General features: G+C 41.2%; 26 protein-coding genes and 2 pseudogenes. 1 reads left to right on the forward strand and 27 read right to left on the reverse strand.

Annotated features, from left to right (window positions below):
* The 20 genes from ACTNEW_RS14435 to ACTNEW_RS14530 all read right to left on the reverse strand — a co-directional run.
* Positions 1-83, reverse strand: an 83-nt coding sequence (locus ACTNEW_RS14435) for a helix-turn-helix transcriptional regulator (protein ID WP_441062314.1), incomplete at its 3' end; no start/stop codon positions are given.
* A 599-nt stretch (positions 84-682) separates the two neighbouring features.
* Entirely contained in the window at positions 683-1,279 is a 597-nt protein-coding gene (locus ACTNEW_RS14440; RefSeq protein WP_441062252.1) for a YczE/YyaS/YitT family protein, read from the reverse strand.
* Between the two features lie 3 nt (positions 1,280-1,282).
* Complete coding sequence (locus ACTNEW_RS14445) at positions 1,283-2,614, reverse strand: MATE family efflux transporter (RefSeq protein WP_441062254.1); 1,332 nt, start codon at positions 2,612-2,614, stop codon at positions 1,283-1,285.
* A 254-nt stretch (positions 2,615-2,868) separates the two neighbouring features.
* Positions 2,869-3,393, reverse strand: a complete 525-nt coding sequence (locus ACTNEW_RS14450; RefSeq protein WP_314328722.1) for a GNAT family N-acetyltransferase — start codon at positions 3,391-3,393, stop codon at positions 2,869-2,871.
* Positions 3,394-3,454: 61 nt separating this feature from the next.
* Positions 3,455-4,237: a PhzF family phenazine biosynthesis protein gene (locus ACTNEW_RS14455; RefSeq protein WP_347375533.1), complete on the reverse strand. Its 783-nt coding sequence runs from the start codon at positions 4,235-4,237 to the stop codon at positions 3,455-3,457.
* Positions 4,238-4,285: 48 nt separating this feature from the next.
* The gene (locus tag ACTNEW_RS14460) at positions 4,286-4,702 is read right to left on the reverse strand and encodes a YjdF family protein (RefSeq protein ID WP_347375532.1); all 417 of its coding nucleotides are present in this window, start codon (positions 4,700-4,702) and stop codon (positions 4,286-4,288) included.
* 196 nt (positions 4,703-4,898) lie between these two features.
* Entirely contained in the window at positions 4,899-5,411 is a 513-nt protein-coding gene (locus tag ACTNEW_RS14465) for a GNAT family N-acetyltransferase (protein WP_441062257.1), read from the reverse strand.
* 62 nt (positions 5,412-5,473) lie between these two features.
* Positions 5,474-6,076, reverse strand: a complete 603-nt coding sequence (locus tag ACTNEW_RS14470; protein WP_441062259.1) for a hypothetical protein — start codon at positions 6,074-6,076, stop codon at positions 5,474-5,476.
* Positions 6,077-6,453: 377 nt separating this feature from the next.
* Positions 6,454-6,585, reverse strand: a complete 132-nt coding sequence (locus ACTNEW_RS14475; protein WP_235251181.1) for a helix-turn-helix domain-containing protein — start codon at positions 6,583-6,585, stop codon at positions 6,454-6,456.
* Between the two features lie 65 nt (positions 6,586-6,650).
* Positions 6,651-8,309: an RNA-binding domain-containing protein gene (locus tag ACTNEW_RS14480; protein WP_347375531.1), complete on the reverse strand. Its 1,659-nt coding sequence runs from the start codon at positions 8,307-8,309 to the stop codon at positions 6,651-6,653.
* A 203-nt stretch (positions 8,310-8,512) separates the two neighbouring features.
* Positions 8,513-9,100 carry an HD domain-containing protein gene (locus ACTNEW_RS14485; RefSeq protein ID WP_441062261.1) on the reverse strand — a complete coding sequence of 196 codons (588 nt, stop codon included), beginning with the start codon at positions 9,098-9,100 and terminating at the stop codon, positions 8,513-8,515.
* A gap of 68 nt (positions 9,101-9,168) precedes the next feature.
* On the reverse strand, positions 9,169-9,399 hold the full coding sequence (locus ACTNEW_RS14490; protein WP_441062263.1) for a hypothetical protein: 231 nt from the start codon (positions 9,397-9,399) through the stop codon (positions 9,169-9,171).
* 34 nt (positions 9,400-9,433) lie between these two features.
* Positions 9,434-10,231 carry a carbon-nitrogen hydrolase family protein gene (locus tag ACTNEW_RS14495; RefSeq protein WP_441062266.1) on the reverse strand — a complete coding sequence of 266 codons (798 nt, stop codon included), beginning with the start codon at positions 10,229-10,231 and terminating at the stop codon, positions 9,434-9,436.
* A gap of 89 nt (positions 10,232-10,320) precedes the next feature.
* Positions 10,321-10,593: a hypothetical protein gene (locus ACTNEW_RS14500; RefSeq protein ID WP_441062267.1), complete on the reverse strand. Its 273-nt coding sequence runs from the start codon at positions 10,591-10,593 to the stop codon at positions 10,321-10,323.
* Between the two features lie 485 nt (positions 10,594-11,078).
* Positions 11,079-11,834, reverse strand: coding sequence for a copper resistance protein NlpE N-terminal domain-containing protein (locus ACTNEW_RS14505; protein ID WP_441062269.1), 756 nt, complete (start codon positions 11,832-11,834; stop codon positions 11,079-11,081).
* 274 nt (positions 11,835-12,108) lie between these two features.
* Positions 12,109-12,492: a hypothetical protein gene (locus ACTNEW_RS14510; protein WP_441062271.1), complete on the reverse strand. Its 384-nt coding sequence runs from the start codon at positions 12,490-12,492 to the stop codon at positions 12,109-12,111.
* A gap of 176 nt (positions 12,493-12,668) precedes the next feature.
* Positions 12,669-13,322, reverse strand: coding sequence for a response regulator (locus ACTNEW_RS14515; protein ID WP_441062273.1), 654 nt, complete (start codon positions 13,320-13,322; stop codon positions 12,669-12,671).
* A gap of 12 nt (positions 13,323-13,334) precedes the next feature.
* Positions 13,335-14,609: a sensor histidine kinase gene (locus ACTNEW_RS14520; protein WP_441062276.1), complete on the reverse strand. Its 1,275-nt coding sequence runs from the start codon at positions 14,607-14,609 to the stop codon at positions 13,335-13,337.
* Positions 14,606-16,240 (reverse strand): histidine kinase N-terminal 7TM domain-containing protein, encoded by a 1,635-nt coding sequence (locus tag ACTNEW_RS14525; protein WP_441062277.1) that lies wholly within the window; start codon positions 16,238-16,240, stop codon positions 14,606-14,608. The genes ACTNEW_RS14520 and ACTNEW_RS14525 overlap by 4 nt, the downstream gene beginning before the upstream one ends.
* Before the next feature lie 78 nt (positions 16,241-16,318).
* On the reverse strand, positions 16,319-17,113 hold the full coding sequence (locus tag ACTNEW_RS14530) for a DUF4428 domain-containing protein (protein WP_441062279.1): 795 nt from the start codon (positions 17,111-17,113) through the stop codon (positions 16,319-16,321).
* A gap of 130 nt (positions 17,114-17,243) precedes the next feature.
* On the opposite strand from ACTNEW_RS14530, the pseudogene ACTNEW_RS14535 reads away from it, so the two are divergent.
* Positions 17,244-17,672, forward strand: a pseudogene (locus tag ACTNEW_RS14535) (IS91 family transposase); the annotation flags it as partial.
* A 122-nt stretch (positions 17,673-17,794) separates the two neighbouring features.
* Here the strand turns inward: ACTNEW_RS14535 and ACTNEW_RS14540 are convergent.
* From ACTNEW_RS14540 to ACTNEW_RS14570, 7 genes and pseudogenes are all read right to left on the reverse strand, one after another.
* Positions 17,795-18,856, reverse strand: coding sequence for a Fic family protein (locus ACTNEW_RS14540; protein WP_441062281.1), 1,062 nt, complete (start codon positions 18,854-18,856; stop codon positions 17,795-17,797).
* Positions 18,857-19,356: 500 nt separating this feature from the next.
* A complete protein-coding gene (locus ACTNEW_RS14545; protein WP_441062283.1) occupies positions 19,357-19,593 on the reverse strand; it encodes a hypothetical protein in 237 nt (78 codons plus the stop codon).
* Positions 19,559-19,696, reverse strand: a complete 138-nt coding sequence (locus ACTNEW_RS14550) for a hypothetical protein (protein WP_441062286.1) — start codon at positions 19,694-19,696, stop codon at positions 19,559-19,561. Before ACTNEW_RS14550 ends, ACTNEW_RS14545 begins: the two co-directional genes overlap by 35 nt.
* A gap of 112 nt (positions 19,697-19,808) precedes the next feature.
* A pseudogene (locus ACTNEW_RS14555) lies at positions 19,809-20,541 on the reverse strand (terminase large subunit domain-containing protein); the annotation flags it as partial.
* On the reverse strand, positions 20,541-21,011 hold the full coding sequence (locus tag ACTNEW_RS14560) for a phage terminase small subunit P27 family (protein ID WP_441062288.1): 471 nt from the start codon (positions 21,009-21,011) through the stop codon (positions 20,541-20,543). The pseudogene ACTNEW_RS14555 and the gene ACTNEW_RS14560, both read right to left, overlap by 1 nt.
* 81 nt (positions 21,012-21,092) lie before the next feature.
* Positions 21,093-21,710: a nucleotidyl transferase AbiEii/AbiGii toxin family protein gene (locus tag ACTNEW_RS14565; protein WP_441062291.1), complete on the reverse strand. Its 618-nt coding sequence runs from the start codon at positions 21,708-21,710 to the stop codon at positions 21,093-21,095.
* A gap of 114 nt (positions 21,711-21,824) precedes the next feature.
* On the reverse strand, positions 21,825-21,959 hold the full coding sequence (locus tag ACTNEW_RS14570) for a hypothetical protein (RefSeq protein ID WP_441062292.1): 135 nt from the start codon (positions 21,957-21,959) through the stop codon (positions 21,825-21,827).
* Positions 21,960-21,972 lie beyond the last annotated feature (13 nt).

Raw genomic sequence — 21,972 nt, forward strand, 5'->3', positions numbered from 1 at the left:
TTCAGAAGGTTATATATTGTCGGTCTGCTGACTCCAAGAATTTCCTGTAACTCTTTTACTGTATAACATCTTTTCTCTGACATATGTCATTACCTCACATTTCATTATTTTAGAGGCGGCATTCCAAATACTCCCGCAAGTGACGGGTCATTTGGCTCTCGCGGCAGTCGCCAAATGGACATGCAAGCATGTCCGCTTGGCTCGTTGCTCGCGGAAATAAATGTCCCTCTATATATCCAAAGTTTCAGAGGGACTTATACAACATGTTTCAGTAAAAAAATGTAAAGATGAGAAAAATGGGCAAAAAGAAACCTCCGTATGAATCGAATCATACGAAGGTAACATGTTCTCATTATGTTGTATTTATTCCATACTATTCTCATTTTAAGAAACAGATAAACTGAAATTTATATAATGTATGTATGATTGTTATATAATGACTTAGGAAAGTACTAAATCCAGGGCTTGAAAGTATGCTCAGGCTCTGGATTTTTGAGCCTTGGACTTAGAACTTTCCCAAGTCATTTTTCTCAACTAGACAACCTACAAAATAAAAGCCTTCATTCAGATCAATGTCCTTTACATTTTTTAGCTTACATACAGCCAATTCATATGGTATTTTTTCAGTTCCATATTGTAAATTACTCCTTCTAATCTCTCAAATCATTCCATATAATGGTTATTATGCTTTATTCTCTATCATAGCATGCAATAATTGCAATGTTTTTTGAATCATCACACCGGATAGAAGTATTGTACAAATAGTACACATTCCAAACTTTCCGCCTAAGAACATACCGAATAGCACCACCATGGCATCAAGTGCTATACGCACATATTTGATCTGCCAGGAATGCTTTTTTGCCAATGCAAATGTTACCGCTTCATAGGAGCCTCTTCCCCAATCAGCATAAGAATAGATGGCTGTTCCTACTGCAAACAGAACAATCCCCATCAGCATCATAAAGAAATTCAAGATTTTAGTTTCTGTGTAGTGCATCAACGGCTGAAACAAATCTGTACATCCACTATAGATGATTTGATATAAAATAGTACCCAGATAAATCTGGCTGCGATCATAGAACAGACAAAAGACAATCATTCCTACTGCAACCACAAAGGATGCCTGTCCCAATGTGATATGTAACACATAAGAAACTCCTTGCCATAAAACAGCCAGAGTAGCTCCTCCAAATCCGGCATAGATTGCCAGATCTATTCCAAATGCAGCAATCACAGAACCGATTACAACAAAGATTATTTTCTTGATGATATTCATATTCTATCCCTTCTTTAATACTTTTTTCATTAGCAATGCTGAAATCAAAGCTGCTGTAAATTCTGTAAATACAAATGCTACATACACGCCATTCGCATCCCACATCTTACTGAAAATGACGGAAGCCGGAATAATCACTACGATATATCGTATTAAGGAAATGATCAATGAAAGAAGTCCCTTTCCAAGAGCTTCACACACTCCCGATGTTACAACTGACAATGAAGATATGGCAAATCCAAGACTGATGATCGTTAATGCAGTTACACCATACTTCACAATGGCAACATCTTCAGAGTAGATAGATATCAGCTGTTCCGGAAAAAGCTGACAAGCTACAGTTCCAAACAACATAATTCCTATAATAAAAACTTCTGCTGTTCCCGCGATTTTTTTCACTCTCTCCCACTGCCCTGCACCGTAGTTATAACTGATTAAAGGTCGGATTCCCTGAATGATTCCATTGGCTGACAGATAAATAAATGTCTGTAGCTTATAATAGATTCCTAAAATCAAGATATAGGTATCTCCAAAAGCAGTTAAAATTGTATTTAATGCAGAAATCAGCACGGAAGGCAATGCCATATTTAAAGTTGCCGGGATGCCGACACCATAAACACTCTTGAGTTCATTGTTTTCAAATCGTATGTATTTCCAGCTGGTTTTTGCAGGAATCGGAGTCATAAAATAAAAGGATAAATATGCAATTAGTGTGCATACCTGTCCAATTCCCGTTGCAATTGCAGCACCCTTCATGCCCATTGCAGGAAACTTCCCAAAACCAAAGATCATGATTGGATCTAATACAATATTTACAATAAATCCCACCATCATGCTGCACATCGATACTTTCATCCTGCCTACCGATTGAAAAATTTTTTCATAAGCTACAGAAACCTGAATAATAACTGTAAATAACAAAACCCAATTTGCATATTCTAACCCTAAATTTATAATTTCCTGTTCTTTAGTAAAATGTTGCATAAATGCCGGCATTCCAATGAAAAAGCATATAGTAAGTATGATTCCATGTATCATACTCAAAAATACACCTGTTGATGCGATATGGTTTGCTTTTTTCTCCTCATTTGCACCTATCGAATATGCAATCATAGCGTTCAAGCCAATTCCAAAGCCGACTGCAATAGCATTGATCATATTTTGTACCGGAAATACAATAGACAAAGCTGTCATTGCATTTTGACTGATTTTTGCCACAAAGTAACTATCTACAATATTATAAAGTGCGTTCACTGCCATAGATAAAATCATAGGTACGGACATTTGTAATACAAGCGGAACAATTTTTTTCTCTTTCATAAATTGCTGATTCATTCGATTCCTCCATAAAAAAAGACTATACGGCCTAGCTGTTTATATCAGAAACAGTGTAAACCATATAGTCTTATTATAGTCTGACGGACTTTTATTTATTTTTCAAACAATATTCTAGTAGGAAATCTCTATCTTGTCAATCTGTTTATCCTCTACAAAGCTGCTTCAACGATAACTTCCAATTTCTTACGCCAGCTTTACAAACTGGAATTTGTTTGTACAATGTTCAAGATATAACTGTTATTATGTCTTGATTAGAGTACAAACTCATATAAGAGGAACTTCCTCGGTACTCCAATATCAACATATGTGATTTCAACCTTATCCACATACTTAAATCCAAACGACATATACATTTTCTGTGGAATATCATTTCCCTCTATGCAATCAAGACGAATTGATTTAAGTTTTCTTTCCCTTGCTGTGTCTATTGCGTGTTGAACTAACTGCTTCGAGTATCCACGACCTCCATATTCCGGAAGGACACGCAAGGCATGAAGAACTACTGTCTCGTTATCATTTGCATCAATAAGCCATTTAACTGCGTGATACGCCTCATCACGATCATGATTCATAATATACGCCGCAACAATTCGACCATCTTCAATACCGATAAACTGATTTCTCTCTTTGATTGCATCTTTGATCATTTCATCTGGAGGGAAACCACCTTTATCTCCCTCCGGCAGAAAATCTTTTCCGCTCAAAACTTTACACATACCGTCATAAAACTGTCGCAATTCTATAAAATTTTTCTCTTCTGCATATCTGATAATCATAGAAATCTATCCCTCCAACTTCAAATTCATACGTGCTTTCAGCTCAACAGAAGCCTGAATTTTACAGCGCAACTGCAATTTCAGAGATGGCCACCAGAGTTGCCTCTCCACTAATCATTATACGATGGTTTTCTTCCATTCTGCAATGCAAGTATCCACCGCGCTTCGATGCCTGGTACGCATAAATTTCCTTTTTATTCAGTTCTTTTGACCAATAGTCGGCAATCTGGCAATGGGCTGAACCGCAAACCGGATCCTCTGGGATACTCAACTTCGGACAGAAGCTGCGCGATACGCAATCGGTTTCTTTTCCCATCGAAGTTGCATTTTGGATTCTTCCCTCAATACCGGCCAGAAGTGTCTGATTCGGATTCATAGTTCTGACGGTATCTTCCGAATCAAATATACATATCAGATCAAGACCCAATACCGCTTTAACCGGGCGTGCGCCGAAAGCCCTTTCCATTGCATCCGTGACTGGAATCTCCTTCAATTCGTAGGTGGGAAAATTCATCTCATACAGATTCCCATTCCGATGAATCGTCAACTCACCGCTAAGGGTATCAAATTTCACTTCCTTGCTGTCAGGCTCATAATAATTCAAGATAACAAAGGACGATGCCAGTGTGGCATGACCGCATAACTCCACCTCTGTACCCGGTGTGAACCAGCGCAGATGATACCTTTTTTCTTCCTTTACGATAAAAGCGGTTTCCGAAAGATTATTTTCCATCGCCAGTTTCATCATAGATTCTTCAGATGGCCAGCTTTCCATGACACAGACCGCCGCCGGATTTCCTGTAAAAGGTATATTTGTAAATGAGTCTACGATATATTGTCTCATTTTGTTTTTCTCCTTAAATTCCGATTTGAACAAAAAGCCCAAGGGACATTAATGCCCCTTATGCTTTTCTCTCTTCTTTTGCTGTTTCAGTTCAAACATTCGCAGTTTTTCCGCTTCTTTTTTTTCTTGGCTTCTTACCTTGCGCTCTTGCTTGTTCTGTTCCTGTTGTAATTTCAATGCCTGTTGCGATTTTGTGCCAATGCCTATTTCCTGCATCTGCTTTTTCGCTTCACGCTGCATCCTTTTCGGATTTCTTTTTATATCCTTTGCAACAGTATCAACAGCCGGACTGAATTTCAAACTGAAATAGTATTTTTGAACATATTCCTGCACTTCGTAATCTTTTGGCTCTGCACCAAAAGTCACTTTTGCCACAGATAATTTACCATCTTCGATACGTTCAAATATTCCTATCCAAAATGGTTCTTCAAAATACACTGTCAGCTTTCCACTTACTTTGTCCATAAGAATCCCTCCTAAATAATAGTTGAACAAAGAATGGACAACCCGGAGGGGCAGGTTACTTACCCTATTAGAAATAGGACGGCTGGGCTACCTACCAGCTCTAGTACATTTTTAGGTGTACATTGCGTTTTTATCTTTGTATTTATAATCAAGCCATATGGCACGATTAACTTAATTAGACAAATTCAAATTCTCATTATTCAATTCCAAACTCTTTTGCATATTTCAATATTCCACAGATATTAGGAACATCCTCTCGTAATCTATACGCCATAAAGTTTTCGCTTGGCACATCAAAAGACGGGCTTATGCCAAAATCCACCGCTGGTAAATATCCCACTCTCGGATAAAAATTTTCACTTCCTAATACAATCGAATAAGCATATCCTAATTCTTTCGCAATTCTATGTCCCTCTTTTATCAAAGCCGTTCCTATTCCTTGCTTTTGATATTCCGGTAGAACAGAAAGTGGTGCCAACGCTAAAACAGACTCATCCTCAACTTTCGCCTTTGTAAACATAATGTGTCCTGCAATTTCTCCATCTATTACAGCAACCAATGATAGCTCGGGAAAAAACGATTCGCCGGTTCTTAATGCATTTACTAAATCACGTTCATTTCCATCAGCATGTTCAGCACTATCAAATGCTCTTTTCACGACAGAATATACTGTTTCGTAATCCTTAGTTTCTTCTTTTCTTATAAACATAAAGCACCTCAAACTTCAAATCTTCTGTTGCTTTCAGTCTCTCCACAAGACTGAAAGTTATCTTACTTAAAGCTCCAGTCAGCATATGTCTCATCATGGTAATTCGGATAAGTCACATATGTGATTTCTTTTTCCTTCTGCTCTATAAGATCATACAGCTTACAATCCGAAAGGACTGTGCAGAAAGATATTTCTTCAGCTTTGCATCTCTCTATAGATTCTTCAGTAATTCCCTCATATCTACGCTTGTTGTCTATTACAACCATGACTTTTCCTCCGCAGTGGCGGAATGCCGGCGGTCTCACGGTTGTCTTCCTATCTACACAAGCTTTTTTTCCTAACATAGTCTCCATTTCCTTATACCGTTTTACCCAGTCAGAAATTGCAGCAGCTGCAGCATTTATCTCTACTGATTCATCCAGATAAAACCAGTCTGATATTCCGGTATCATCATTAAGACGATCAACGTCAGCCTTTATCGTATCCAGGTATGCTTTAAATGGTGTGTCGTTCAAAACTAATCCGAAAGATGTGATTCTGATATACGGTTCTGAAAAACCTTCCGGCAGTCTGCCTTCCCCTTCCATAAAATCCTGAAATGTTTTTTCTATTTCTGCACGTGCATCTGCAATTTTCTGTTCTTTTGATTTAAATAGTTTAAACATTGTATGCGCCCCTTTCTTCAAGTACATTACAGAATTCAATCTTACTTTCTTTAGTTTGAAAAGATATTCGCAAATTCAAATCTTCTCCTTCTTATACTCCGCTCTCTCTGTTTCTCTATCATTTTCTTACGACTGTAATTCAGTCATAAAATTGACTGCAGCCTCCAGGTCTTTTTCATTCAGATGACTTTTCGCAATACCGCCAACCAACTTAAAAGATCCGAAGGTGTCATATCTCTTACATCCAATTTGTCCGATTACTTTGGAGTTTTTTCCTTCAAAATGTTTTCAATAGACTGATAATTTGCACTTCCATCGTAGCGGTTATCCGTTCGAATTATTAGGATGTCGCGGAACGGCTCGACATCCTTGACAACTTACAGCTTGTTGTCCAGCCACTCATCGAAGCTCTTCTTTGAAATTCGACAGGCGGATCCAATTTTAAACCAGCGAAACTCCTGCTGCTCCAACAGCTTATATACCGTGCCGCGGCTGATGCCCTTGTCTATCTTTTACTTGCATTTAATTCGATTCTAACTCATTTTTAATTCGTTCCTTATCGAGTTAAAACGAGTTAGGAATTGGTTACTTTGTACTTGGAGTACTTTCCTCCACATAACAATTCTAAACGTCCTTCAGCTTGAAGCTTTTTAATAACTGCATATGCCTGCGAAGGAGTCACTTTCAGCAATTCAACTACATCCTGCTTTGTAATAATTCCATTCTGAGTGTTTGCCAACTTCATTACTAACTCAGGATGCCTGATGCTGTCTATATCTGTCTGTCGAACATACTGTATTGTTTCTTTGTTTTCACGATAGATCTTTTTACCCAGAATATAGGTTCGATCTTTTCCTTTTCCGGATGCTTCAATCAAACCAGACTCAATCATGACCTCAATTGCAGATCTAACCTTATTTTCACTCAGATTTGTCAGCTCAACAATTCGTTCAACCGTACATCTTCTTTCTGTATTAAGGACAGATAGAATCATCAATGTGTAGATTGATAATGGTTTTCCCTGCCTGTTTTGTTCTTCTGCAACAAACTTTGCAAAGGGCAAGTCTGCTTTCGCCCTTTGAATAAATAGCTTAACGGTTCTGCTGGTAGATTCAGAATAATCTGGCCAAGGCCTCCCAAAGATGATAGAACCCTCAAAAATTCTATCAATTCCTCTTCCCGTTTTCTCAGCTAAACCGATTCGTTTCATTGCATCAGCAAGTGCAGGATTACGTCCATGTGGTTCTACAGTCAGAAGATTTTTCAGATTAACTCCATCAATAAATCCACCAGGATTACTAATGATCATTCCTTCATCATCAATCAAAACTCTTACAGCGCCAAGCATAGTATAATCCCTATGACAGAATGCGTTTACTAAACCTTCTCGAAAAGCAGCCCAGTCAAATTCCGGAATTGGAATTCTAAATAATCCGTACTCAGTCTCCCTTTCTGGATTCCAGGCTTTGACGTATGTCTCATAGTTCTCAAATAATTCAAGAAGCGGTTTATTGCTATCCTCATTCATACGGACAGCCGTTCCTTCCAGGACTTGAAATGCCGATTTTGCTGTTGGTATCAGTTCTGCGATACGCTCCTCTTTTCCAATTAAAAGCATACCTGTTACTGTTGGAACATATTTACCCGCAACATCTGTAATAAGACGTAATGCAACATCCAGTTCGTTATCCGGTAAAGAAAGCAGAGTTTTTTCACCACCCGGTCTATTTTGAATGATTCGGCGAAGTCTAACTCGCTGATTTGGATCCAAGTCATCTAAAGTAGCTCCTGCCAAAGGCTGAGCAGAATAATCAAGCATTCCCAGTTCTGCAAGGCGAGATGGAATCTCATAAGAATACATTGGTATTACTTCCGGGCTTCCATCAAGTTTAATACGTCTCCTCAACATTTTTCCTGACGCAGTAGATACCACACCTCGGCTTCTTGGCACTTCAATTTTCAGAACATCTTTACCCTCTTCAGTAATTATCTCTGCCCTTACAGCTATGGGCGGAACAGTGCTATTTGCAATCAATGCAGTTACCCCTATGGGATCCTTATGTTTTTTATGAACGCCGGTAATTGATCCGTCATCTTCGACCCCCAGAAACAGAAATCCTCCAGATGTATTTGTCATTCCAACAATCTCTTCAATAAGATCATGATCTGGATAACATTTCAAATCACTTTTAAATTCAATATCTAAACTCTCCGCTTTAGGAATTGTACGCATTTCAACCCCTCCTATCCTCTAATTCAAATATAGTATAACTCGTTTTAACTCGTTTGTCGAGTTAAGCTTGTTTTTAATTCGTAATTACGAGTTAAAAAACGAGTTACCCATTTATATAAATATATCCCACCTCCTATCAAATTTATTCACAATTCGCAAATTCAAATTAATGCGTGTTTTCAGACTCACCAAAAGACTGAAATTTAATACTTTAAATTTCCTTTTTTAACATTTTCTTGAATGATGCAGTCTGTTATTTCAAACAACTTTTCAGATCCCAGTTTTGTTTTACTCTGTCTTTTATAAATTTGCTCTACGGTAACATCGTGTTCCCGCCAATCCCCACCATTATTGCTATTATTCAAGATAAGTGGTTGAATGTTATCCATAGCATGAGCAAACTTAGACTCTGCGGTTTCATATTCTTCAAACTCATCAAATAAAGCAATCAATTCTTGCGCTTGTTCTTCGGGCAATATAGCAAATATTCTCTGTTTTGCAGCATCTTCTCTTGCTTTTTGTGATTGCAATGCCTCTGCATCATAAGCGTATGTGTCACCTGCATCAATTTCAACTATATCATGGATTAAGCACATCAACATGACCTTGGCAATATCAATATCCTCGTTAGAATATTCTCGAAGAAGATATGCCATAATTGCCATGTGCCAAGAATGTTCGGCATCATTTTCATTTCTGCCGTACCCTGATAAATGTGTTTGTCTGAATATATTTTTTACTTTGTCAATTTCCAAAGAAAATGCCAACTGTTTTTCTATACGCTTGTCCATAGAATTCTCCTACAACTTCAAATCTTCTCCTTCTTATACTCCGCTCTCTCTGTTTCCCTATCATTTTCTTACGACTGTAATTCAGTCATAAAATTGACTGCAGCCTCCAGGTCTTTTTCATTCGGATGACCTTTCGCAATACCGCCAACCAACTTAAAAGGTCCGAAGGTGTCATATCCCTTACATCCAAGTTTTCCAATTACTTTGGCATGTTTTTCCTTCAAAATGTTTTCAATAGACTTATAATTTGCACTTCCACCGTAAGTACTGATTAAAAATACCACGATGCACAGATGCATAAATAATTACTGTCTTCATTTTGCCTCCCACTCCTTATTTATAGAATTCTTTTCTTCTTAAATTTGTATATGGTCTTTTTTCTCGGACTCGTTTCGATTCAGACAAATCAATATCTACATACAGAATTTGTTCCTTATCATCAGCCTTGGCAATTACGTTTCCATTTGCATCGACTACAATAGATTCTCCTGAGAAATCCATCTCTTCTTCACAGCCAACTCTGTTGCTCATTGCAATAGCCACACTATTCTGAAATGCCTGAACTCTTAATTCCCACTCGAACATATCCGAAGGTTCTGCCTTGGTATTAACTGTAGGAATCAGAATCAGATCTGCATCCATAAGTGCCTCAGTTCTAATGCTCTCAGGATAATGCCTGTCAAAACAAACTACGATCCCAATTCTTCCAAATGACGTATCAAAAACCTGAAAGCCATCGTCAGAAGGAGCATAATAATCCTGCTCGTAAAATTGCTTTGCTTGAGCAATATGCACCATTTTTTGAATCCCCTGAATCTCTCCATTCTCATTAATGAACAGACTGGCGTCATATGCTTTCCCATCTTGTTCCAGATATATATTTGGAACAGTGATAATCTTATTTTCATAGCTGACTTTCTGAAAATCCTTCACTTCTTTTGAATTTATGGATAATCGATATTCAGATACATCTCTCCCTTCATGCTGGGGAAAAAACTCTGTCAGTTGGACCTCCGGAAATAATATCAGGTTCGCTTTATTTTCAGCTGCCTGCTTGATATACTTCAGACTTTTGGCATGGTTTTTCTTCATATTACCTTCATTTTTCATTTGGGCCAAAGCTATTCGCACCTCTACTTCACCTCCACTATTTTCTTATACCATACTCCAGTTTCAAAGGTTCTAACCATTTTCGTATTTCATTGTTGTTTACTTATTCTTTACAGCCCATTTCTGTAAATCTCATTGATCACCGCCTGGGCATGTTCCATCTCTTTTTTCTGAATGATTGCATCCCGGGCACTTAAGATCGCCAGCATCTCATCCACCAAGTCTTCAATCCGGGGATTTGCCACCCGGTACAAATATCCCAGCATCCGGGTTGCGGTATAATCTGTATTCATATTTTTATAGGCTATTTCCGCACAGAACTCTTTTGGATATCCTCTGTCCAGCAAAACCTTGTATAATTCGTCCGTTCGTTCCGATGCCATAAGCAGTCACTCCTTTCTCGGTCATACTTAAGACTCCTACTGATTCGGTCCTTCACCTCTCGGCTACTATGACCTCTGCTGACTTCTGTGTGTTCAGCAACACCTTGCAGTGTTGATTACTCCTTTCAGAGCGTATCACACAGATCTCCCTAGGTACCACACGTTTCCTTCTCTCCATCCATCTGCCACATCTATCATGCATGATTCCGTGTAGTTATGGGGCTTTGACTTGTAGAGCAGCCTTACCCTCATGCATAACCTCATATGTGATTTCTGTTCGTCAGACCAGAGATTTGCCCATGGGTTAGTATGTTCCCCACATCCAGCTTCCTTCAGATTCCACCTCACGATGGACACCCTTGCTTTCGGCTATATCCTTCCCACTACCGGGTGGATTCAGGACTTGCACCTGTTGGAAACGTGCGCCGCTAGGCGCACTCTAAAAAAAGCCTGAGGTCAGACCCCAGGCTTTTCAAAAAGTTATCTCATTCCTCAGTTTCCTCAGTTTCCTCAGTTTCCTCAGTTTCCTCTGCCGGCTCCATATAGAATACAAACTCTTCATCCATAATGGTAACTGCCAGACTCAACATACCGTCTTCGTGAAGTCGGGTACTCCATTCTGTATCTTCAGAATATTCATCCTCTGCGGGAACAGTAAAGGTCAACGCTCCATCCTTCAGCTCCCCTTCAAGATCCGGAAGTTCCCATTCACCAAACATATCGCCTCCTGCCATGGTAAAAGAAACCTTGTTATCTTTGATGCCAAGTTCTACTTTTTCCATCTCCATCATTTCCAGAGGCACTATCATTCCAAAAGTAGACAGTTGTGTGCCTGTCCAGTCTCCTGCAAATTCTTCAATAGTAGCATCGGTGCGAATCTCTGCCGGAACAAAGCCTGCTGCAGCCTCCGGATCACGGCTGAAAAGCATTTCCATTCCATCCATATCGGCATACAGCGTTTCTCCATCATATGCGAAGCTCATTTCATCTTCTCCGCCCTTGTCCATAATGACAGATTCCCCGTCAAGTTCCCATGTACCGGTTTGCGGCTCTTCCCCTTCTTCTTCTTCAAACGCTTCCATTTCCATGGTGTATTCTCCGTTCTCATCCAGAATCAGAGTCATCGGCATTCCATATAAGTTTGCATACCATTCTCCTGTCACATCTTCCTCTGCTGCAACAGTAAAAGCTGCGGTCACCGTAAGTGCTGCCGCCAATAAAAATGCTAATCTTTTTTTCATACAAATCCTCCTTATTTCTTTCCGGCATTTTGCCCGTCGATTTGACCGTGTGGATTGTTTTACCGGCTCTCTCCCACACGGCAAAGAGAGCTTCTGTCTTTCTTCATCAGTTCAGAGGATGGAAATGTGTTACATACATTCATATCATTCCATCACCCCTGTCCTCGCTTTTTTGGTGTTCTCATCCGCTACCAGTACAATTTTGCAGCCCGGACTTTGTGCTTTCACGCCTCTTGATTAATAAAACATATCATTCCGGCTCTGCCGGACAACCTTACAAAGCATCAATAACCGCTGAAAGATAAGTGGAAGAAACAGAGCCATAGATGAAACTGTCAATCAGCCCGTCCTTCTTCGCCTGACGCACCTTGTCCGCCAGCTTTTTTTCGGTGTTCTCATCCACTACCAGTACAATTTTGCAGCCCGGACTTTGTGCTTTCACTTCATTTCGAATTTCCATGCGTCCCTCCAGCTTCCACGACGTGTAAGCTGTGACCTCCATGATAAGAATATTCGCTTCCGTAAAAGCGCACATATCTGTGGTTTTGGCAGGGCTTTCACTTTGATACACCTCAAAGTCCGAATCAAAATTCCGCAGAGCCGTTGCAATAGCGTCGGCAAATAAAGCATTTTGCATATCAACAACAACTCTCCGCATGAAATCACCTCCGTTTCAAAATAAATAATCGGTAACACAGACTTGCACCATAATCATTATAATAGATTTATTTCCATTGCACCCTGTACCTAAGTACAGGTTTGAGCACTTTTTTCAAAAAAGTGTGTGAAAAAACCGGCTCCAAAGGAAGCCGGGACAGAATGATAAGGTTTCGGTTATTTGGTTGTGGAAAACTCCTGTTCTTCTGGGATGTTCGGAACGATAAATTTCTTATTTGTTACTGCAATGGCAAGCCGGGTTCTGTTGGCATATCCGGTTTTTGATAAAATGTTGGAAACATGGTATTTGACGGTTCTTTCCGCAATGTCCAGCTTGTCGGCGATTTCATCGTATTCCAGTCCGTCGCAGATAAGCCGCAGTACCTCGATCTCCTTTGACGTCAGCTCCGTGCTTTCGGCCAGTCCCAATTTCACCTTCGGCGTTTCATTGGGAAAAAGATGCTCGCCTGCCATGGTCCGGTCGATCACGTCGATCAGTGCTTCCGGACTGATATCCTTATACCAGAAGCTGTCAACCCCGGCTGCTCTGGCACGTTCAAGGTAGCTCACCTCAACCATGGATGTGACAATGATGATCTTGATATTAGGAAACTTCGCCTTGATTTCTGCGGCAGCTTCAATGCCGTCCTTGTTCCCCGAAGTGCAGACATCCATTAAAATCAAATCAATGTGCTGCTGACAGCATTTCAAAAAAGCAATATCCGCTCCGTTGAGACTGGCGGCCAGCTCATATCTGCCGCTGTCAGAAAGCGTCCGCTCCATGTTTTCACGAGGCATCCGCTGATCCTCTACAATGAGAACCCGTTTCATTCTGTACCCTCCTTATATCACCGGGAGAACCACGGTTAACGCAAAGCTCGGCTTCGACTGTATTTCCATCGTACCGCCGAAGTCTATGATATGACGGTACAGGTTGTGAAGTCCGCCCTTTGGAATAACCTCAGTTTCAGGAGATCTTCCGTCGTTTGTAATCTTCACGGAAACGCTGTCTCCCTTTTTCTCCGCCGTGATATGTATTGTTGTTGCTCCGGCATGACGCACGCTGTTTGTCAGACATTCCCGCATGGCAAGAATCATAACATGCCGAAGTTCCTCCTGCTCAGGCAAATCTCCGGACAAATTTACTTTTATGCCGATTGCCTCGGCATCATGCAGGAATCTATCCAGTTCGCTGCGCCCCCTCGGATATGCATTATCGTATTTTATGGCGCTGACAGCCTGTCGGAACAAATCCATGGCATTTGCCTCTTCCTCCGTCCGATTGTGGTGGAGAATGTGCCGTATAGCAATCAGTCCCGCTCCCATATCGTCATGCAGCTTCGTCTTGGCGGACAGCACTTCCTTTTCTCTTGTAAGAATCAGAGCATTGTCGGAAAGCCATTTTAATTCGCGGGAAATAGCATTCAGCTGCTTGATCTGCGCTTTCAGCTCAAGATTTTTATTGTACAGCTCAGTGATATCCGAAAATACGGCTTCCGTATACGTGGCGCCGTCCGAAGCTTTCACCTCGCTCTGCCGATAACGCCATGCTTTTCCGTCAGGGAAAAGATAGGTCTGCCTCTCCCAAGAAAGCCTGATCACTCCGCTACACGCATCACAGTCTGACAGTGCATCCTGCAGTTCTGCAAGAGTTTGAAGATCACCCTGTGAAATCGTATGGAATAAAGAATCCATTTGCCTGTTGCACAGCTTAACGCGACCGGACGGTGCGAAATAGCATATACCGCTTGGCAGCATATCCAGAGCCTGTTTGATGGAATCGCGGCCAAGCGCCTGTCTCCTTAATCTGCACAGCCCTGCAATATCCCATATCATCAGAAAATCTGCCGCAAATGTAATGCACCAGAGCAGCCACATAGGAAGCGGCAGCCATGTCTTGTACTGTAATCCTTCGTTTATCTGTGAAGAAGCATCCGCTAACACTGACAATAAGATAAGTAAGAACAGAAATACGGACAGATGCAGATATTTTTTCCACTTGTCACGCTGTCTTCCGTAAGCTGTCAGCTGCAGGAAAAGGGATAAAATCAGGGTAAGGAACAAGGCAACCAACAGTATCGTTTGTGCCAAAGCAGAGGAAAGATAAAAATTTTTCATGCCTGTTCACCCACCTTTCCGATACGCAGCGAAAAGCGCCATACGCCTTCCTCACAAGTGCAGGTGTCGGCAAGCATAGACAGCGCCGACAATTCGCTTTTGCTTTCTGCCTGCAGATAAAAGATGACGGCATCTTCAATACTGCGGGCTTTCAGCCAGACAAAGCGAAGGTCATCCATCGCAGCTTCCGTCACAGCTTCAAAAAAGTCATATACACGAATCGCATCCCGGATATCAATGCTGTTTTTGCCCGGAATATCAATGGCACACTCCACACCCATAAGCTCTAAATTGGCAAAGGATTCATCAAGACAAGCTGACAGTTCGACGGTATCCGTTACATTGGATTTTTCACCGATAAACATTAAATTCCCCCGGCGTTTTATGTATGCACCGATCACCGCCGCTTTTGCAAGCAGACTGCGGCGAATATCCGGGGCGGGTTCCGCCTCATATTGCGTCAGCAGCTGATCGAGCAGTTCGATTTGATGTGCGGTTTGTGCCTGCAGCCGGTCATACAGTCTGTTCTTTTCCCGAACTGTGTTGATCTTTACCTTGGTTTTATAGTTTTCCTGCTCCACATCATTGCTTTCCGAAATCGTTTTTCTGTTTTCCTCCAACTTTTCCAGCAAAGCGGTAATATCTGTAATATCTTCCTGCCACAAAACATAACCGCCATCGATCTTACTGCTTCTGAGCAAAGTGTTGTTATCCAGCATTGCCGCGTTCTTCTCTGCTGAGCGCATCATATCCGCCGTCAGCGCAAGTGCGTTTGAAGAGGAATAACGGGTATGCCAGTCTGAATCTACGATCTGCGCTCCTATGGCCCCGGCTTCAAACAACTCTTTGTAACCGGTATTGGTCTGGATCAGTCCACACTGAATACAGCATTCCAATATTCCGGTGAACATCAGACACTGCGCTGCCGTGATGTCTCCGCCAATAAGCTGCATCCATTCTGCACCGCTGACATATATCAAGGCATATCCGATAGAACATATTAGCAGCAAAAACGGCAGATATTTTTTCCTTTGCGAGTGCCGGCACTTGATTAACATGATAATAAATGCCGCTAAAGCACAAAGAATCTCCCACCCGATTACGAAATAATATCCGAATGTATATCCATTGTTTTTGTCCGTCCATACCTCTCCTTCCGGGAAGGAAAAGACAAGCTGATGGAGATCATTGGTAAGCACCAGCAGCAGACAAAGCACCGTAGGAATATATAACAGCAGCGTCGTTTTCGATAACCTTGCGTTCGCGGGCCTGCCCAGTGAGACGGCTACAAACACAGAAAACAGCGGGATAAACAGCATTGGCAAGTAGTACCCGTACCATAACTGCCGCTTTATTTCGGCATCAGCTGTAAAAAAGTAATTCGTTGTACGGATCACAAACCAGAAAACCAATAAACAGGAAACGGCTATGAGATAATGGCGAACCTGTACCTGAATGATCCGTTTACTGACGGATATTCCCCATCCGATATAAAGGGCGATATAGATCAGCGAGCGGACGATTCCCCCCGGAACAATCAATATATCAAACTTTCCCAAAACGCGTAAAATAATAGCACAGAAAACCATCACGGCTACAAGAAAGCCTGTTTTGTGATTCTGTTTAGTCATGCGGGAACACCTTTCAAAAATGTTTCATTTTGAAAGGAGCAGTTATAAAACTGCTCCTTTTGCATAAAAAGTAAACTTTTATGCCATTCCATTCATATCATTTACATCAATAGGGTCTCCACAATTGGGACAGAATTTGGGAATCGGACCGGGCTCGCTGGGAGTCCATCCGCACTTATCACATCGGATACCCGGGCCCTGCTGATATCCTCCCATCTGAGACTGCTGGCCATACATGCCACTGCCCATCATCTGGGGCTTCTGACCATAGGGATTTCCGGTAAGGGCTGCCACAATCTGATTTCCCGTATTTTCCAATTCCATGATTTTTCTGCGCTCATGCTCATCCACAGAAAAACTGCTCAGGCTGAAATCCATATCATCAAACCATGGAGAATTGATTCTCAGTTTGATTTTGTAATGATAGGAATAGGTATATCTTGGCGGTGTATAGCTCTTCGTATTGCCCTCTTTGTCCTTATAGGTCTCCTCATGCCGGTTTTCTGTAACTTCGAGCTTGCAGCTTACAACCTGTGACAGGTCCACAATATCAGGATTGTTTTCCACACTCATATTCGAAGCCACTGCAAACTGTCCCTTGGTATCATCCAAAAATACATGGTAACTGTCCCCGGCAAACTCTCTGGTCACCCGAAAGGCCTGTACCTTAGCTTTGTTCGCTTCCCGATAAGCCAACTGCCGTTTGATATCCTCCACAGTACTGTGCCGGCGTTCTTCGAACCAAGGGGAAAGCTTTTTGGCACATTCTTTGCAAAGATTTCCGTCATCTAATTTACGATTCCCCAACAAGCCGATCTCACCACCGCAGATATCACACACCTTTTTTTCAAACATTTTTCCAAACAAACCCATCTGCTTATCCTCCAATTCCATTATTTCATGTACGACAATCTATCCCGGAAAGTTTCTTTGATATTGCTATTTTATCAATTTTTTCCTTTTTCCACAACACCCATATTGGATATTTTCCCCATATAAAGAAATGATTTATACATTACATCCACGCACTTCTGTTATTGAAAACGTGGATAAAATGATCAACTGCGGCAACCCCGCCTTTGGCGGGGCAATGTACGGCTGTCCTCGATGTGGAAAGCTCAAATTCGTACCCTTCCGGTGCCACAGCCGATTCTGCCCCACCTGCGGGAATCTCTATGCCATGCAGCGTACTACCTCTATGTCATTTAAACTGGTCAACGTCACCCACCGCCACTGTGTTTTTACCATTGACAAGAATCTCCGCCAGTTTTCCCTTGATGACCGGACATTGCTTGACTGCCTCTTTCATGCCGTGAACAGTGTTGTTTCCCAAATGTTTTACAAGCAGAACAAGTCCCTGAATTTCACTCCCGGATTTATCATGGTGCTCCATACCTTTGGAAGGAATCTGAAGTGGAATCCACATATCCATTATGACAAGCTTTACATAGTCTCCACGTACTTGAATTGTACTAGCCATTATTCCTCCCTATTATTATCATAATACACGATCATTGCTATTTCACTTCATTTGTATTGACTACGACAGCCGATTTAAATACGAACATATCCAGTTGCCGGCCCGGCACCTACTTTTGCGATATATCCACTTTTAACCAGTTCCGTCAGGGTTCTTTCTACAGTTACTTTGCTTATATCCGGACATAACTCCATGATTTCTTTTTTGGTAATTTTCCCTACCTTATTATCAATCACTGCCTTTATACGATCCGGTTTTGAAAGGCTTCTGTTTTTCAGGTGCTCTACACGCCCCTCAAACTCACTGTATGCTTTCAGAATAATTCCCAGATAATATTTTACAAATGACTCATATCTGTTTTCATTCTCGTGCCATCCATTAGAACTTTCCTGTAATGCCTCATAATAAGTTTCTTTTGTCTTTTCAATCAGCATTTCAATACTGACATACTTTCCAACAATATAGCCGGCTTTATAAAACAAAAGAAGTGTTAACAGGCGGCTCATTCGTCCATTTCCATCATTAAATGGATGGATACACAGAAAGTCAAGAATAAACATAGGGATAAGGAGCAACTTATCTATTCGATCTGCTTCCCATGCTTCCAGAAAATTTGTACAAAGTTCATTCATAGCTTCTGGAGTCTGAAATGCCGGAACTGGGATAAAACGTGCTTTTTGATGACCTTCTGCATCTGTTTCTGCAATTACATTATCCGAATTTTTATAATTTCCACCAGCATTTCCTCCGGAATATGAGTATAAATCCCGATGCAATTGTAAAATAATATTTGGTCTCGGATTAATATACTCATAGCTTTCATGGATCGTGGAAAGCACTTCCCGGTATCCGGATATTTCCTGTTCAGACCGGTTACATGGTTCGGCTTTCTGTCTTACTAATTCTTCCAAACGTTTGTCGGTAGTATAAATACCTTCAATCCTGTTAGAAGCCCCTGTACTTTGAATCAAAGCAACTTCCAGCAGAGTTTTCAATTCGTCTGTATTGGCTTCAAGGAACAATTCCTGCTTACCTTTATTCTCATGAATGCTTCCCACCATCTGAACAATTTCAGGTTTTAGCAATTGCTCCGGAGTTTTTATATAATCAAAACTTCTCATCGAAATCTCCTTCATTTCAATATTATCTCCATCATTTTACCATCAAATGATGGAGATATCAATTGGCATGATGGAGATATATTTTTAACATTCCTTTTAACAAAACCAATTTTTCCACTATAATTACACTATTTTTTCACTATTTTTCACTTCATCGTCTTCGTAAGTGAAGATAGCAGTACCGCCATCTCTGGATTGGAAAGAACCTTTGCAAGCAGGTCTGCATCCAGTTCCTTTAAGGCCGCCTTGCTCACGTGCTGAGATTCCTTATTAATGAAAAGATATGCCCGCAACATTGTACGGGCATAATCTATCTCACATTATTTGCCGCTTTCGTAAGCAATGCGTGGAGTATTGCCTTTCAGATTCTTCAACGCTTTCTGGTGATCTGCGAGGATCGTACCAGCAGCCTAGGAACAAACTCTTCTTCAAAATTGACCTGAACTTTTATTTTTTGACCGAAAGAAAAGAGACAGCATCAGACTGTCCCTTCATCTATCATTCTTATTCAGTTTTCAATTTCCCTCCAGAGTTCTTGCCAATGAAGTAAGCAACGCTGTCAATGCCGGATTACCAAGTACCTTAGCCAGAACTTCCGCATCAACACCTTCCGGTACCTGCAGCATTTTACCATTGCCTGTTTCATGGATCTTCGGATCCAAATTCTTTTTTGCATAGAATGCTTCCTCAAACAGGATTACATTCTGCTTTCGATCTTCATACAGTGGATGTTGAACCAACTCCAATCGCATCTGCAATCTCTCTCACCGTTGGTGACCAGCCTTTCTTGTCCTGACAGTCCTGGATGAACCAGAACACCTCTGCCTGTTTATCTGATAATCGTACTCTTGACATAATTTCGCCTCCTGTTTCTATGATAAAATACATTCCGTAACCAGGCTAAAAATATCCAACTGGGTGTACGGTGTGGGTTCCCATCGCATCCAGTCCCGCAAGTGCCGGGTCCTTCAACATGAATGCTTTCCAAAATATTAATTTCCTTAGTATGTAACTCAAACGCAATCGAATGTCTGTCATTACCAGCAGTAGTGATAATAAAGTGAAGCGGATTCTGACGAGCATCAGAACTATACTTGGTTAATACGTCATATAGCTGGCGATTCGGCTGTGTATGAATTTCATCGAACACAAGTCCCGAAATCGAAAAGCCATGTTTGCTTCCAACCTCCGCTGACAATACCTGATAAAACCCGGCATTACCATAATTGACAATTCGTTTTGTGGCTGACATCAGCTTGCTTCTTTTCATAAGAGCAGGTGACATTTCCACCATCTGCCTTGCCACATCAAATACAATAGATGCCTGCTGCCTGTCTGCTGCAGCACCATACACCTCAGCACTTGGCTCATTATCCGCATACAATAAATAAAGAGCGATAGCTGCTGCCAGTTCTCTCTTACTTACCTACCTTCTTACATATTTCAACAAACGCTGTACGGAACTGTCTGTTCCCATCAGGCTTTGCAATTCCAAAGATATCTCTAATCAACTGCTCCTGCCACGGCAATAACCAGAATCTTTTTCCTGCCCATTTGCCTTTTGTGTGGCAAAGGTTCTCAATGAAAGTAACCGCCCTGTCAGCTTTCGCCTTATCATAATGAGATGTCGGAAGCATAAATCTTGTCGGCCGATAGTTTTTCAGCTTGGGATAATCCTTAGGTCTTGTTTCTTTTGCCATTAACCATCACCCCCAAGTAATGCCTCCATCTCATCTTCCGTTTCCTTCCCTTTGCTGTTACCGGCAATGATTCTGCTTCGTGAGGATGGAGTCAATCCAAACTCCGACGCGGCCTGCAGCATCAGCTTCTGATTGGTATTTGCAATTCCAACCCAAGGTGTCTGCTGCTGATATCCTTTATCAGTCTCAAAAGTAGAGCCTCCGGAAGTAATATGCTCCTGTGCTTCCTTCCATCTTGCATATGACTGACAGTATGCAGCAAAGGCTGCCATATCCACCTCTGTAAGAACACCCATCTGATTCATCAGTTCAGCCAGACGTTCCCATTCCTTCTTTGCTTCCGGCATTAACCAGTCAGGACAAGCAGGTATTCCCTTTGCCGGAACCGGTTCTTTGCTATTCAGTTTTCTTTTGCCCGGATTGCCTTCCAATTTCTTTACTGCCGTAGGCTTTGGCTTTCTTCCAGCCATCGGAATCCCTCCTTCCTCTTTTTTTTGCATAATAAAAGGACCATACATATCTGCACGATCCCTATTACTAATTTTATGTAATTACATCCAGCTTTTTGTTTCTTTACTCCATGTATGCTCAAAGGAATTATCGTTATGAATTGAATCCACGATGGGCAGCAATAATTCTTTTAGTAGTTGCATAGTTTCTTCAAATTCGACTTTCACCAGTGCTTTCTTCTTTTTGATAAAGGCTCTCCATCTTCTCTGCCTTGTCTCATCCTTGGTAAAATCATCATCAAAAGCTGCAATATCATCAAAACCGGTCCCTCGATGGGTAAAGGTCTCTACAATCGCATTCTTTAATTCCACACCATTAAGATAATATCTGTCAGCCAAAACATAGATATCATAGAAATCCTTATATCTACCATTTGCAAGGCCCAGAGAAACAAAAGCCTCAAACTTTTCTGCTATGACGGAGTAAATAGAATAGGCATATACTTGCGGAACCTCCATATCCAGCAGAACCGGGAACTCCATTTTCACTCTTTCTGGATACACCACATCACCAAAACTGTCTGAAGTTACCCATGTTGAAATACCTACTCGTAATTGATCCAAAATCCTGTTTACTCTCTCTGCTATTAAATAATAATCTGGAACATATTTAAGTAACTCCACTTCTTTTCCAGAACGAATAATTCTTGTTTTTTCCATAATAGGTATACCCGCCAAAACTCTTATTGATATCTCTTAATCTGTCCATTGTCCATAACCGAAATAGGATCTCACCATATAAAAAACGATGAGATCCTACGAGTTTATGTCATATTATTTATGACATGTGTTTTTGTGGTTTGCTAAGGTTGCGCCAGCTTTACTTTTCGCAGATTTGCTAGAGGAATTACTAGCAAGTGTTTTTCCAGCTGCGCCAACTCTGCCACCATGATGGACAGTTTTAGCCATGTTTTATACCTCC

It is taken from the genome of Blautia sp. HCP3S3_G3 (genome assembly GCF_052063365.1).
Classification (GTDB): Bacteria; Bacillota; Clostridia; order Lachnospirales; family Lachnospiraceae; genus Blautia_A.